The sequence below is a fragment of the Pyxidicoccus sp. M6 genome (assembly GCF_055568925.1).
On sequence record NZ_CM145714.1, the window covers coordinates 4,107,688 to 4,120,678 of the forward strand.

Here is a 12,991-nt window from a genome sequence, read left to right on the forward strand (position 1 = left end):
GGCCCTGTTCAACACGCGCGGTGCGCTAGTTCTTCACTTGTTGGCAGCAGCGGCGTCAGCAGACGAGATATCCGCGTCGTTGCCCTCGCCGCCGGCGGTGCCGTCCGCGCCGTAGGAGATGATGACGGGCTTGCCGCCCTCGTTGATGTACACGTAGTCGTTGTTCCAGGGGTCCTTGGGCATCTGCTCGAGCGCCTGCGCCTCCACCAGCGCGCCCAGGCCGGAAGCGGTGTCCGGGTACTTGCCCTTCTTCGTGTAGTACAGCTTCATCGCGCCCTGGATGTTCTTGATGTCCAGCGAGGCGCGGTCGCGACGGGCGGCCTCGAGCTGCGGAATCACGGCGACACCCACCGCCGCGGCGATGAGGCCGAGGATGGTGATGACCACCATGATTTCGATGAGGGTCATGCCGCGGCTGCGACGGCGGCGCTGCTGCTTCTGGGTGTTCTGGCTCATGTCAGCTCACTTTCTGGGGTGACTTTCTGGCAAGCCACCGAAGGGTTTGTGTGTCGTCCTGTCAGGGCGTCCGGGCCCCGGCCGCCACTCCCGCCTCCGGACGCGCCGGCTGGGAACCGTACAGCCGGGCCCCCACCGTCAGCAGCGCCGCCGCCACGGCAATCATCGCCGCCAGGGTGACGCGCTGTATCCAGCGGTCCAGGGTGTCGTTCATCGCTCCGTCACTCCTCAGTGGATGGCCGAGTTCACCTGCAGAATCGGCATCAGGATGCTGAGTGCGACGAATGCAATCACCGCGCCCATCACCACGATGAGCATCGGCTCGAGCAACGAGGTGAGGGCGGTGATGCGCACATTCACCTGCGTCTCGTAGTTGTCCGCCACGCTGGTGAGCATCTCCTCCAACTGGCCGGAGCGCTCGCCGATGGCGACCATGTGGTACACGAGGGGAGGGAACTCACCGGAGCGCTTGAGCGGGTTGGCGATGCTCTCGCCCTCGCGGATGGAGTCCCGGGCCTTCTCCACCACCTCCGCGAGGACGGTGTTGGTGATGATGGCCTTCACGATGTCCATGGCCGCCAGCAGCGGGACGCCGCTCTTGAGCAGGGTGGACAGCGTGCGGGCGAAGCGGGAGATGGCCAGCAGGCGCACGAGGTGGCCCACCACCGGCGCCTTCAGCGTGAAGCGGTCCCACTTCGGCTTGCCCTTGGGGCTCTTCGTCCAGCGCACGAAGAGGAAGCCTCCCAGCACCATCAGCGGGAGGATGATGAACCACCAGTTCTGGAAGAAGTTGCTGCTGGCGATGAGGATGCGCGTGTTCAGCGGCAGCGTGGCCTTCATCGTCTCGAAGATTTTCGTCACCTTCGGCACCACGAAGACCATGAGGGCCACGAGGATGCCGCCGCCCACCACCATCATGATGGCGGGGTAGAGCATGGTGCTGAGAATCTTCTGCTGCAGCCGGGCCTGGTTCTCCGTGAAGTCCGCCAGGCGCGTGAGCACGGCGTCCAGCGCGCCCGAGGCCTCGCCCGCGCGCACCATGTTCACGTAGATGCTGGGGAAGATTTTCGGGTGGGCGCCCATGGCGTCCGCCAGGGACGAGCCCTCATTCACGCGCTGCTTGATGTCGGAGAGGGCGCGCTTGAAGCGCTCCTTCTCCACCTGGTCCACCAGCGCGCTGAGGGACTCGACGAGGGTGACGCCCGCGCCCAGCAGCGTGGAGAGCTGCCGGGTGAAGATGGCCACGTCGTCCGTGTTGACGCGGCCGCGGCCCAGCTTGCGCAGGTCGATGTCGCGCGCGACGAGGGACGCGTTGGCGCCCCTGGCCACGGCGGCGCGGCTGCCCTCCGCCTGCGCCAGCACGTCGGTGAGGAAGATGCCGTCGGTGCGCAGCTTGGTGCGCAGCGTCTTGGGCGAATCCGCTTCCAGCAGGCCCTTGACCTGCTTGCCCGCGGCGTTGAGACCTCTGTACTCGAAGACCGGCATGGCTCAGTACCCCGGCCCCTCCCAGGGAGGAGCGGTCGGTTACATGTCCTCCTGGGTGATGCTCAGCACTTCCGCGATGGTCGTCTCTCCGAGGGCAATCTTCCGGGCTCCGTCGTCCAGCAGCGTCGTCATGCCCTTGGACGTGGCGGAGCGCTTGATGGTGGACGCGTCCACGTTCTTCAGGACGAGCTGGCGGACGTCGTCATCCACGGGGAGGAACTCGTAGATGCCGGTGCGGCCGCGGTAGCCGTTGCGGTTGCACGAGGGGCAGCCGGCGGCCTTGTAGATGCGGTCCGTGCCGTAGCGCTCCTTGAACGACGCGAGGGTGTGGCCCAGTTCCTTGAGCTCCGCGTCCGTGGGCTTGTAGGGCACCCGGCAGTCCGGGCACACGCGCCGCACGAGGCGCTGGGCGAGGATGCCGGTGAGCGAGGACGCCACGAGGAAGGGCTCCACGCCCATGTCCACGAGTCGCGTCACCGCGCCCGCCGCGTCGTTGGTGTGCACCGTGGAGAGCACCAGGTGGCCCGTCAGCGACGCCTGGATGGCGATTTCCGCCGTCTCCTTGTCGCGGATTTCGCCCACCATGATGACGTCCGGGTCCTGGCGGAGGAAGGAGCGCAGCCCCTGGGCGAACGTCAGCCCAATCTTCGGGTTGATGGCCATCTGGCCAATGCCCTTGAGCTGGTACTCGACCGGGTCCTCGACGGTGAGGATGTTGAGGTCCGGCGTATTGATTTTCGACAGGGCGCCGTAGAGCGTCGTCGTCTTGCCGGAGCCCGTGGGGCCGGTGACGAGGATGATGCCGTGAGAGCGCTTGATGACGGCTTCCATCGACTCGAGCGTCTTCTGGCTCATGCCGATTTCCGCCAGGTCCAGCAGCGTCGCCGTCTTGTCGAGCAGACGCATGACGATGCGCTCGCCGAAGGACGTGGGGATGGTGGACAGACGGATGTCGATGTCGCGGCCCGCGAGCTTGATGCGGATGCGGCCGTCCTGCGGCAGGCGCTTCTCGGCGATGTTGAGCTGCCCCATGACCTTCACGCGGGACACAATCGCGTTCTGGTAGCGCTTGGGCGGCTTGATGATTTCCTGCAGCACGCCGTCCACGCGGAAGCGCACGAGCAGCTCGCGCTCCATGGGCTCGATGTGGATATCGCTCGCGCGCTCCTTGGCGGCGCGGAAGAGGATGGAGTTCACCAGCCGGATGACCGGCGCCTCGTCGTTGACGTCGAGCAGGTCCGTGGGCTCGTCCAGCTCGTGGGCGATGGCGTCCAGGTCCTGCGTCTCCATCTCGTCCACGAGCTGCTCGGCCTCGTTGACGGAGCGGTCATAGACGCTGTTGATGGCGTCGATGATGGTGCTGGCCAGCGCGATGCGGGGGGTGATGTTCTGCCCCAGCAGCACGCGCACGTGGTCAATGGCGGAGGTGTCCAGCGGGTCCGCGACGGCGACGACGACGGTGTCACCCTCCAGGGACAGCGGGAGGATGTGGGACTGCTTGGCGAAGTTGATGGGGATGCGCTTGACCAGCTCCGCGTCCACCTCCTCGGTGAAGATGCGCGCGAGGTAGGGCAAATCCAGCTGGTGGCCGAGCGCCTTGGCCACGTCCTCTTCGGAGACGGCCCGCATGCCCACCAGGGCCTCGCCGATGCGCTGGCCCTTCTCCGCCTGGACGGTGAGGGCTTCCTGGATCTTCTCCTCGGTGAGCGAGGGGACGAGCGCGCGGAGGATTTCCCCCAGCGGCCGTCCGCAGAGGAAGGCCTGGCCGTGCGCGACGACCTGGGTGGCGTCGTTGCGGGCGGGAGCCACGGCGGCCGTGGCGTTGGTGGTGGGGTCTGCGGTCACGTTCATGGAGTCTGTTCCCCTGGGTCCGGCTGCACGCGCAGGTTCTCCGGCGAGGCCTCCGGAGCCGGAGGGCTCTCGGGGGCGGGCGCCCCGGAGGGCTGCGCCGGTGCACCAGGCACTGGTTGATCGGAACCACCCGGAGGCGGCTCGACTTCCCGCACCGGCGGTTCAGCCGGAGGCGTCCCCGGGGCGGGGGCCGACGAGGGGGCGGGGGCCGTGCGCCCGTTCGCCGGGGCGGGGGCCGGGCTGGAGGGGGCGATGATGCGCTCACCGTTGGCGCCGGGGCCGCCGTTCTCCGCGCGCTGCTGCTCCTTGAGGACGGACTGGTTCATGCGCGACAGCGGGCCGGGCTTGTGGCTGAAGTCCACCGCCACGTCGTAGCCGGGCACCTGGCCGTAGAACTGCTCCACGAACTGCTGCCGCTCCTTCATCTTGCGCTCGAAGATGATGCGGAAGTCCTCGGGGCCCCGGATGATGTAGGGCGTCAGGAAGAGGAGCAGGTTCGTCTTCGTCTTCTTGCGCGTCGTCTCTCGGAACAGGTGGCCGATGATGGGGATGTCACCCAGCACCGGCACCTTGGTGACGGACTCCAGGGTGCGGTCCTGCATGATGCCGCCGAGCACCACCGTCTCCTGGTCCTTGGCAATCACCGTCGTCTTCGCGCTGCGGCGCGAGGTGGTGGGGCCGAGCACCGGGTCCGTGGAGGCAATCTCCTCCGTCTGCTCGCTGATGACGAGGCGGATGTAGTCGCTCTCGTTGATCTGCGGCTTGACGGTGAGCTTCAGCTCCACGTTCTGGCGCGTGATGGGCGCGTACAGCGAGCTCAGGCCGCCGAGCCCGCCGAGGATGCCGCCCAGGCCGCCGGAGGTGGTGCCGCCTCCGGTGCCGCCCACCGTGGAGCCCAGCGACGAGGGGTTGAAGCCGGACTGGAAGGGCACGTTCTGGCCCACCGTGATTTCCGCCTCCTCGTTATCGCTGGTGAGGATGTGCGGGGTGGAGAGCACGTTGACGTCCGAGCTCTGCTGCATGGCGTGCAGGATGATGCCGAAGGCGGGGATGTCCAGGCCGAGCTTCTCCAGCGCGGGGATGACGGGGCCCTGGAGGCCGGCGAGGAAGCCGCCGAACTGCGCGAGGCTGCCCAGCGACAGCGACGGGGGCAGGCCGTTGCCCGTGTTGTTGGTGCCGATGATGCCCGGCACCGCGCCGTCATCCGTCTTCAGGCTGAAGCCGCTGTGGAGGTTGACGCCGAACGCGGCGTCCCGGTTGAGGTTGACCTCCATGATGACCGCCTCGACGAAGACCTGGCGGCGCGGCGTGTCCAGCTGCTGGATGATGGAGACGATGTTCTTGTAGTCCGCCGCGCTGGCGACGATGACCAGCGAGTTGGTGCCCTTGTCGGCCGAAATCTTCACCTCGCCGCTGAACAGCTCCGCGGCCTGTGTGCCGGCGCCCGGCGCACGGGGGATGCCCGCCGGCGGCACCGGAGAGGGGTTGCGCGGGCGGTTGGCGGTGCCCTGCGCCAGCGACTGGAGCGTGCTGGCCAGCTCCTCCGCGTTGGCGTTCTCCAGCGGGTAGACGTTGATGCGGCCGCCGCTGGTGGTGGGGATGTCGAGCTGCGCCACCAGCTCCTGGATGCGGTCGAACGCGGCGGGGCTGGCGACGATGATGAGCTTGTTGGTGCGCTCGTCCGGGATGATTTGAGACAGCGTCACCGGGCCGGCGGCGGTGTCCTGGCCCCCGGCGGACTGGACGGCGACCTCCTGCGGCGGGCCACCGGGATTCACGTTGGACTGGAAGCCGCCGGGGCGCTGGCCGCCGCGGGCGTTCTTCGCCTCGAAGAGGCGCTGCACCGTGTTGGCCACGTCCTGCGCGGTGGCGTACTGAATCTGGATGATGCGCAGCTCGTCGCTCGCGGCGCGGCTGTCGAGCTGGTTGATGATGCGCTCCAGGCGGTGGATGTTGGAGCCCACGTCGTTGACGATGATGGTGTCCGGCGGGTACGGAATCGTGTCGCCGTCCTTGGACACGAGCTGCTGGAGCACGCCGCGCAGGGGCTCTACTTCCACGTTCTTGATGCGGAAGAGCTTGGTCACCATCTGCTCGTTGGTGGTGTACGGCTCCCCATCCTCGATGATGGTGGGGATGGGGTTCTGCTTCGCCGAGCGCTTGTCGACAATCTTCAGGAAGCGGCCGTGCTGGTAGACGGACAGGCCGTTGGCGTCGAGCGCGGCGAGGAAGGCGGAGTAGAAGGCATCCGCGTTGACCTCCACGCGGCCATTCTCAGGGCCGATGATGGAAATCTTCCCGCGCACGTTCTCCGGGAGGATGAAGGTGCGGCAGGTGGCGTCCGCCACCGTCTGGACCAGCTTCTCGATTTCCACCTTGTCGAAGTAGATGCCGTAGCGGGCATTGCGCCGGGCCTCCTCGCACGTGGGCGTGCGGCGGGGACCCTGGTTGGACTCCTCGCCGTTGCCGCTGGCGGAGGGGGCCTGAGGGGAAATCGTCCTCTCGCCCGGCGTGGCGGGTGCGGTGGTGCCGGGCGGAGGGGGGCGGCGCTGGGCCTGCGCGGGAACGGCGAGCGCGAGGCACAGGCAGAGCATCCAGGACGGGAGCGTCTTCATGGAGAGCGGGCGCTGCGGGTGTGATTAACGGACGTTGTACGACTTTTTGATCGGCGCTCCGTTGCGCTCGATCTCGATTTCGATACGGGATGCGTCCTTCATCTTCGAGTAGACCTCGAGCGCCTTCTCGGGGCTGTTGAGGTCGAACCCGTTGATGCGGCGGATGACGTCGCCGTTCTGGACACCAATCTTGGAGTAGATGGAGTCCGGACGGATGGAGAAGAGCTTGAAGCCCACCGCCTGACCGTCCTTGAAGGCGGGAACGATGCGGGCCTGCATGGCCACGTCGTTGAGGTTGTTGAGCGTCTTGTCGATTTCCGCGCGCGGGACTTCGTACTCGTTGTCGCTGGTGGCGCGGATGCCGCTGCCGTTGCCAGGCGGCGGCGGAGCGGTGTTGGCGGCCACGGGCGGCGAGGGCGGAACGAAGGCGCCGTCACCCGGCTGCCCGTCGATGAACTCGCGGCGGCCGTTGTTGAGGATGATGACGCGCTCGCGCTCGATTTCCTGCACGGTGGCGCCCTGGAGGGCGTTGCCCACCATGTACGTCTGCGAGCGCTGCGTCACCATGTCCTGGATGGACGCGAAGGACCAGTCCGGGTTGGCCGCGACGAGGGTGCCGAGCAGCTTCACCCGCAGGCCGCTCTTCACCGGCGGCGCGTTGGGGTCCACCTGAGGAGTCTCGGGCTCCTTCACGGCGACCTCGAGCTCCGGAATCTTGATGCCGGTGAGCTTCGACAGGCGCTCCATGTCGAGCATCGCCATGGCCGTCTCCGCGCGCCGCGTATGCGTGGGCGCGCGCGCCGTCGCCCCGGAGGGCACGGGAGAGAAGGCGACCTCGAACACGAGGTTCACCGTGCGCGCGGCCAGCAGCGCCACGAGCAGGATGAACAGCAGGTTCACCGTCCAGAAGTACTTTCGAAAGAAGAGTTCCATCACGCTTCCGGTGGAAAGCCGGGCCAACGGTGAGCAAGTCAGGTGCCACCGCGTGCCAGGCGGGCAATCCAGGGGCAACGGGCCAAGGGCGCGAAATTATTCCGAAATGGCGGCCCGCCCCGCGCCCGGGGGCGGCCCTCGGAACCCCGTGGGACAAATTGTCAAAAGGCGGCGGGGCCCCGTGTGACGCCCTGTCAGTCGTCCGCTTCGGTGGTGGGGGCCGGGGCGGAGGGGTTGGAGGGGGCCTCGCCGGTGGACTGCTCGCGCTCCAGCTTGCGGTAGATGGTGCGCGCGGCGATGCCCAGCAGGCGGGCGGCCAGCGTCTTGTCGCCGCGCGTGTGGCGCAGTGTCTCGTGGATCACCCGCCGCTCGACTTCCTCCATGGGCGTGCCAATGGGGATGACGAGCTGACCGGCCGAGCCCACCGGGCCCTTGCGCACCGACTCGGGGAGGTCGCTCGCCTCCAGCACCTCGCCGCGCGCGAGCACCACCGCGCGCTCCACGGCGTGCTCCAATTCGCGCACGTTGCCGGGCCACGCGTAGTTCTCCAGGACGTTGAGCGCCTCCTGCGAGAAGCCGCGCAGCACCTTGCCATTCTTGGCGGCGAAGCGGCGCAGGAAGGCGTCCGCCAAGAGGGGGATGTCCTCGCGGCGCGAGGCGAGCGCGGGCACGCGAATCTCCACCACGTTGAGGCGGTAGTAGAGGTCCTCTCGGAAGCGGCCCTCCGCCACCTCCTTCTGCAGGTCCTTGTTCGTGGCGGCCACCAGCCGCACGTCCACCTTCACCGTCTGCGTGCCGCCCAGCCGCTCGATTTCGCCCTCGGCCAGCGCGCGCAGGAGCTTCACCTGCGCGGACAGCGGCATCTCGCCCACTTCGTCGAGGAAGAGGGTGCCGCCGCTGGCGCGCTCGAAGCGGCCCTCGCGGCGGGCCACCGCGCCGGTGAAGGCGCCGCGCTCCACGCCGAAGAGCTCCGCCTCCAGGATGTTCTCCGGCAGCGCGCCGCAATTGACGGCGACGAAGGGCCCCTTCGCGCGGTTGGAGTACTCGTGCACCGAGCGCGCGGCCAGCTCCTTGCCGGTGCCGGACTCGCCGAGCAGCAGCACCGTGGCGGTGGAGGGTGCCGCCTGGCGGATGGTGTCCAGCATGGCGCGGAAGGCGGGGGACTGGCCCACCATGGTGCGCCCGCCGGCCGCGTTCATCTCCGCCAGCTTCGCCTTGAGGGACTGGTTCTCCGCGACGAGCGCGCGCTTCTCCAGCGCCTTCTGCACCGCCTTCACCAGCGCGTGGCGCTTGAGGGGCTTGGTGATGAAGTCGTAGGCGCCGTCCTTCATGGCGGCCACGGCCGTCTCCACCGTGCCGTAGGCCGTCATCAGCACCACCTCCACGTCCGGGCGGATGGTGCGCGCGGCGCGCAGCAACTCCTGCCCGTCCATGTTGGGCATCATCAGGTCCGTCACCATCACAGTGACTTCGGGGCGGCGCAGCAGCTCCAGGGCCTCCGTGCCGTTGGCGGCGGACAGGGTGGCCATGCCTTCACGCTGGAAGATGCGGGCGACGGAATCGAGGTTGGCGCGGTCGTCGTCGACGACCAGGACCGTGGGGGATGTCATGGCGTGCGGAAATTCTCCTGGGCGGCCGCGCTCCTGCAAGTCGCGTTCCCTCAGGCCGACTCCTCGTCGGCCTCCACGGGGCCGCCGCCCATGCGGCCGATGTCCTCGCGGTTCACCTTGTCCACGTTGAACTTGCGGGCGCTGGCCAGCATGCGGTCCAGGGTGGCGTTGAAGTCCGGCTTGCCCCCGTCCTTGCGGAAGCGGAGGAAGTTGATGCGGGCGACGACGAAGTTCTTGAGGTAGGGGCTCTGGAGGCCGCGCTCCTTGAGGGTGTTGACGACGGCGACGACGGCGTCGTCCAGCTCCAGCAGCCGGTCCGCGCGAGCCTCGCGCAGGGCCAGGGCCTCCTTGAGAGACATCTCCTGGAAGTCCTCCAGCACCTTGACGAAGGGGTGGTAGGCGCCGGCGGAGAAGCGGGGCCGCTTCTCGTACGCGGCGCCGAGCGTCACGAAGGACGGCTCCTCGAAGAGGTGGGAGAAGGCCGTCTCGTTGCCCTTCCGGTCCGCGCCCACGAGGCCGCGGTACATGCGGATGACCTCCAGCGAGCGTTCCTTCAGGTTGTGCGCCTTCTCCGTGTTGAGGGCGAGGATTTGGTAGGCCACGTCCTCGTCCGGCAGCACCAGCGCCACAATCGACTTCGCGCCCAGCAGCTTGCTGGCGTTGAGGCGGTGGTTGCCGTTGGGCGTCCAGTACATGCCGTCCTTGCGCACGGCGATGACGGGGTCCAGGTAGCGGTCCAGCCGCTCCATGGCGTTGGCCAGCCGCTTCACGTGCGGCTCGGACAAGTCGCGCTGGTACGGGGTGGGCTCCACCTTGTCGATGGGGAGCACGGCGAAGATGGTGGGGTGGCCGCCCAGGGGCTCGCGGTAGACGCCGAGCACCTCACCGCCGTCGGTGTGGATGGCCTCCAGCAAATCCGTGGGGTACTCCACCGAGTCGCTGGCCACCTCCGCCGGGGAGAGGCCCTTCGACTTCGGTTCCGCCTTCTTGCGGCGTGGCTTGCGGGCCGTCGTCGGCTTCTTCGCGGTGGCGGACTTCCGTGCGGACTTCGCTGCTGCCATGGGCCGAGCCCTCCTTGCGTTGCCACTGGGTTGTACGCGGGGCCCCTGACATGGAGGCGGCCCCGCGTTGGTCCACGCTAGGGTGACGCGGAGGGTAGGGCTACTCTCCCGAGACGGTGAGCTGCCGGAAGCGGACAGTGGGCGCGCCCACCGAGCCTCCGCGGAACTGCAAGTCGTTCCCGAGGCCGTCCACATCCTGCAGCATCTGGAGGAGGTTGCCCGCCACCGTCACCTCCTGCACCGGGTGCGTCAGCTCGCCCTTCTCAATCCAGAGGCCGTTGGCGCCGGCGGACAGCTCGCCCGTCACCGGGTCCGTGCCCTGGCCGAGCAGCGCCGTCACGTAGAAGCCGCTGTCCACCTCGCGCAGCAGCTCCTCGGGCGGCTTCGTACCGGCCTCCAGGTAGAGGTTGGTGGTGCCGATGGAGGGCAGGGCGTTGTAGCCGCGCGACGCGTTGCCCGTGGTGCGCGCCTTCGCCTTGCGCGCGGTGAAAGCGTCGTAGAGGAAGCCGGACAGCACGCCCTTGTCGAGGATGGGCGTGCGCCGCGTGGGCACGCCCTCGCCGTCGAAGGGCGCGGTGGCGAGGCCGCGGGGCAGCAGGCCGTCATCCACCAGCGTCACGTGCGGGCCCGCCAGCTTCTTGCCCTTCAGCGGCGCGAGGATGCTGGCCCCCTGGTACACGGCGTTGCCGTTGGCCGCGGCGGCGAGGTCCGAGACGAAGCTGGAGGCGACGAGCGGGTCCAACACCACCGGCACCTGCTGCGTCTTCACCCGCTTCGCGCCCAGCATCCGCACCGCGCGGCGCGTGGCCTCGCGGCCGATGGACTCGGGCGTGTCCAAATCATCCAGGAAGCGCTTGTAGTCCACCCAGTAGCCCGTCTGGAGGCCCGCGCCGTCGGACGCCACCGGCATGGCGTAGAGGAAGACGTACGTGCCGGAGTACGCGCCGGTCAGCCCCTCGGTGGAGGCCACGTACACCTCGGAGACGAAGTCCCCGGCGCCCACCGCGTTGAAGGCGACGACGCGCGAGTCCTCCGCGCGGGCGGCCTTCTCCACCTCGAGCGCGGCCTTTATCTTCCAGTCGCCGGGCAGCTCCGAGACCCTGGTATCGAAGAGCAGGCCGGTGTCCCCGAAGCGGCCCAGGTCCTTGCCGGACGGCAGTCCGTTGAGCTTGTTGGGCGCGGCGGCCCCGGCGAGCTTCAGCGCCTGGTCGATGATGTGGTCCAGGGCGCCGGTCTCGAAGTCCGACGTATAGGCGAACCCGAGCCGGCCCTTCACGAGGACGCGCACTCCCACGCCCTTGCTGGTGGACTGGGTGAGGTCCTCGATTTCTCCGTTGTGCACACGCACGCTGCCCTGGCGGCCCACCTCCAGGAAGGCCTCCGCCTGCTGGGCGCCCTTCTTCTTCGCGCGCTGGACAATCTTCTTCGCGAGCTGCTGGTAGTCCACGGTTGGCGCTCCCTCTCTCAGGCGACCTTCGTTCCGCCGACGGTGACGTTGTCGATGCGCAGCGTGGGCAGGCCCACGCCCACCGGAAGCATCTGCCCATCCTTCATGCACACGCCCATGCCCGGGTCCGGCATCGGGTCACTCCCCACGCGCGAGACGTTCTTCAGCGCCTCCGGCCCCACGCCGATGAGCATGGCGTTCTTCACCGGGCGGCCCAGCTTGCCGTCCTCAATCTGGTAGGCCTCGCTCACCTCGAAGACGAAGTTGCCGTTGGTGATGTCCACCTGCCCGCCGCCGAACGTCGCGCAGTACAGGCCGCGCTTCACCTCCTTGAGGATGTCCTCGGGCGCATGGTCGCCGGGTGCGAGGAAGGTGTTCGTCATGCGCGGCAGCGGCAGGTGCTTGAAGGACTCGCGCCGCCCGCTGCCGGTGGTGCGCTGGCCCATCAGCTTCGCGTTGAGGCTGTCGTAGAGGTAGTTCTTGAGGACGCCGTTCTCGATGAGCACCTTGCGCTCACCGGGGTTTCCCTCGTCGTCGATGTTGATGGAGCCGCGCCCGCTGGACACCGTGCCGTCGTCGATGACGGTGACGAGGTCCGACGCCACCTTCTGTCCGAGTTTGCCAGCGAACAGCGAGGTGCCCTTCCGGATGAAGTCCGCCTCCAGGCCGTGGCCCACCGCCTCGTGCAGGAGGATGCCGCTCCAGCCCGGCGCCAGCACCACCGTCTGTGGGCCGGCCGCGCACTCCACCGCGCCCAGCGTGGCCACCGCCTGCCGCGCCGCCTCGCGCGCCACGCCCTCGGGCGGGAAGGTGTCCCAGTGCGTGAAGGGCACCCGGCCGCCGCCGCCGAACATGCCGGTGCGCTGCTCGCCGTTCTTCCCCTGCGCCACGACCTGGACCGCCATGCGGCACAGGTCCTGGGTGTCCTCGGTGTAGCGCCCGTGCGTGTTGGCCACGGCGATGCGGCGCGTCTGGTCCACGTACGAGGCATTCACCTGCTTCACCCGCGCGTCGAAGGCGCGGGCGGCCTTGTCCGCGCGGGACAGCAGGCCCGTCTTCAGCGCCACGTCCACGTCCATCAGCGGCGTGGCCACGCGGTAGTGGCTGGGCACGGCGGCGCGGTGCACCGGGAAGCTGCGCTCGGCGCCGCCACCCTGGGCAATCATCGCGGCGGTGGAGGCCGCGCGGAGGAGGGCGGCCTCGTCCCAGTCGTCCGAGTAGGCGTAGCCCACCTTGGGCCCGGAGATGACGCGCACGCCGACGCCCTGGATGAGGCCCGTCTGGGCGCTCTTGATGCGGGACTCCTCCAGCATCACCGCCGTGGTGAGCGTGCGCTCCACGTAGACCTCCGCGAAGTCACCGCCGCGCTCCATGGCGACGGCGAGCAGGCGCTCGATGAGCGGCTGGGGCAGCAGCGGGGCGGCCGAGGGCCCCCGGGCCACCGGGGGGGCAAGCTGGGAGGCGGAAGCGCGTCGAGTGGACGCAGTGGCTCGCGGCATGTGTCGGGACTCCCAAGGTGAAGCTGGTGGGGTG

At 68.7% G+C, this 12,991-nt stretch carries 10 protein-coding genes; all 10 read right to left on the reverse strand.

Translation table 11 applies throughout. The features are described from left to right. Positions 1–33: 33 nt before the first annotated feature. Complete coding sequence (gene gspG, locus ACVTJA_RS16380; protein ID WP_465837307.1) at positions 34–456, reverse strand: type II secretion system major pseudopilin GspG; 423 nt, start codon at positions 454–456, stop codon at positions 34–36. A 61-nt stretch (positions 457–517) separates the two neighbouring features. Next, entirely contained in the window at positions 518–670 is a 153-nt protein-coding gene (locus ACVTJA_RS16385; protein WP_206720213.1) for a hypothetical protein, read from the reverse strand. Positions 671–684: 14 nt separating this feature from the next. After that, on the reverse strand, positions 685–1,941 hold the full coding sequence (gspF, locus tag ACVTJA_RS16390) for a type II secretion system inner membrane protein GspF (protein ID WP_465837308.1): 1,257 nt from the start codon (positions 1,939–1,941) through the stop codon (positions 685–687). A 39-nt stretch (positions 1,942–1,980) separates the two neighbouring features. After that, positions 1,981–3,792, reverse strand: coding sequence for a type II secretion system ATPase GspE (gene gspE, locus ACVTJA_RS16395; RefSeq protein WP_465837309.1), 1,812 nt, complete (start codon positions 3,790–3,792; stop codon positions 1,981–1,983). Further along, a complete protein-coding gene (gene gspD, locus ACVTJA_RS16400; RefSeq protein ID WP_465837310.1) occupies positions 3,789–6,407 on the reverse strand; it encodes a type II secretion system secretin GspD in 2,619 nt (872 codons plus the stop codon). The genes gspE and gspD overlap by 4 nt, the downstream gene beginning before the upstream one ends. 24 nt (positions 6,408–6,431) lie before the next feature. After that, the gene (gene gspC, locus ACVTJA_RS16405; RefSeq protein ID WP_465837311.1) at positions 6,432–7,340 is read right to left on the reverse strand and encodes a type II secretion system protein GspC; all 909 of its coding nucleotides are present in this window, start codon (positions 7,338–7,340) and stop codon (positions 6,432–6,434) included. A gap of 194 nt (positions 7,341–7,534) precedes the next feature. Continuing rightward, on the reverse strand, positions 7,535–8,950 hold the full coding sequence (locus ACVTJA_RS16410; protein WP_465837312.1) for a sigma-54-dependent transcriptional regulator: 1,416 nt from the start codon (positions 8,948–8,950) through the stop codon (positions 7,535–7,537). Positions 8,951–9,000: 50 nt separating this feature from the next. Then, complete coding sequence (locus ACVTJA_RS16415) at positions 9,001–10,011, reverse strand: chromosome partitioning protein ParB (RefSeq protein ID WP_465837313.1); 1,011 nt, start codon at positions 10,009–10,011, stop codon at positions 9,001–9,003. 100 nt (positions 10,012–10,111) lie between these two features. Beyond that, positions 10,112–11,458 (reverse strand): TldD/PmbA family protein, encoded by a 1,347-nt coding sequence (locus ACVTJA_RS16420; RefSeq protein ID WP_465837314.1) that lies wholly within the window; start codon positions 11,456–11,458, stop codon positions 10,112–10,114. A gap of 17 nt (positions 11,459–11,475) precedes the next feature. Continuing rightward, positions 11,476–12,957, reverse strand: coding sequence for a TldD/PmbA family protein (locus ACVTJA_RS16425; RefSeq protein WP_465837315.1), 1,482 nt, complete (start codon positions 12,955–12,957; stop codon positions 11,476–11,478). Between the last annotated feature and the right edge of the window lie 34 nt (positions 12,958–12,991).

Coding starts and splice junctions, on each gene's coding strand:
- gspC (WP_465837311.1), bottom strand. CDS start 7,340: ATGGAACTCTTCTTTCGAAAGTACTTCTGGACGGTGAACCTGCTGTTC.
- ACVTJA_RS16415 (WP_465837313.1), bottom strand. CDS start 10,011: ATGGCAGCAGCGAAGTCCGCACGGAAGTCCGCCACCGCGAAGAAGCCG.
- gspE (WP_465837309.1), bottom strand. CDS start 3,792: ATGAACGTGACCGCAGACCCCACCACCAACGCCACGGCCGCCGTGGCT.
- ACVTJA_RS16410 (WP_465837312.1), bottom strand. CDS start 8,950: ATGACATCCCCCACGGTCCTGGTCGTCGACGACGACCGCGCCAACCTC.
- gspG (WP_465837307.1), bottom strand. CDS start 456: ATGAGCCAGAACACCCAGAAGCAGCAGCGCCGCCGTCGCAGCCGCGGC.
- gspD (WP_465837310.1), bottom strand. CDS start 6,407: ATGAAGACGCTCCCGTCCTGGATGCTCTGCCTGTGCCTCGCGCTCGCC.
- ACVTJA_RS16385 (WP_206720213.1), bottom strand. CDS start 670: ATGAACGACACCCTGGACCGCTGGATACAGCGCGTCACCCTGGCGGCG.
- gspF (WP_465837308.1), bottom strand. CDS start 1,941: ATGCCGGTCTTCGAGTACAGAGGTCTCAACGCCGCGGGCAAGCAGGTC.
- ACVTJA_RS16425 (WP_465837315.1), bottom strand. CDS start 12,957: ATGCCGCGAGCCACTGCGTCCACTCGACGCGCTTCCGCCTCCCAGCTT.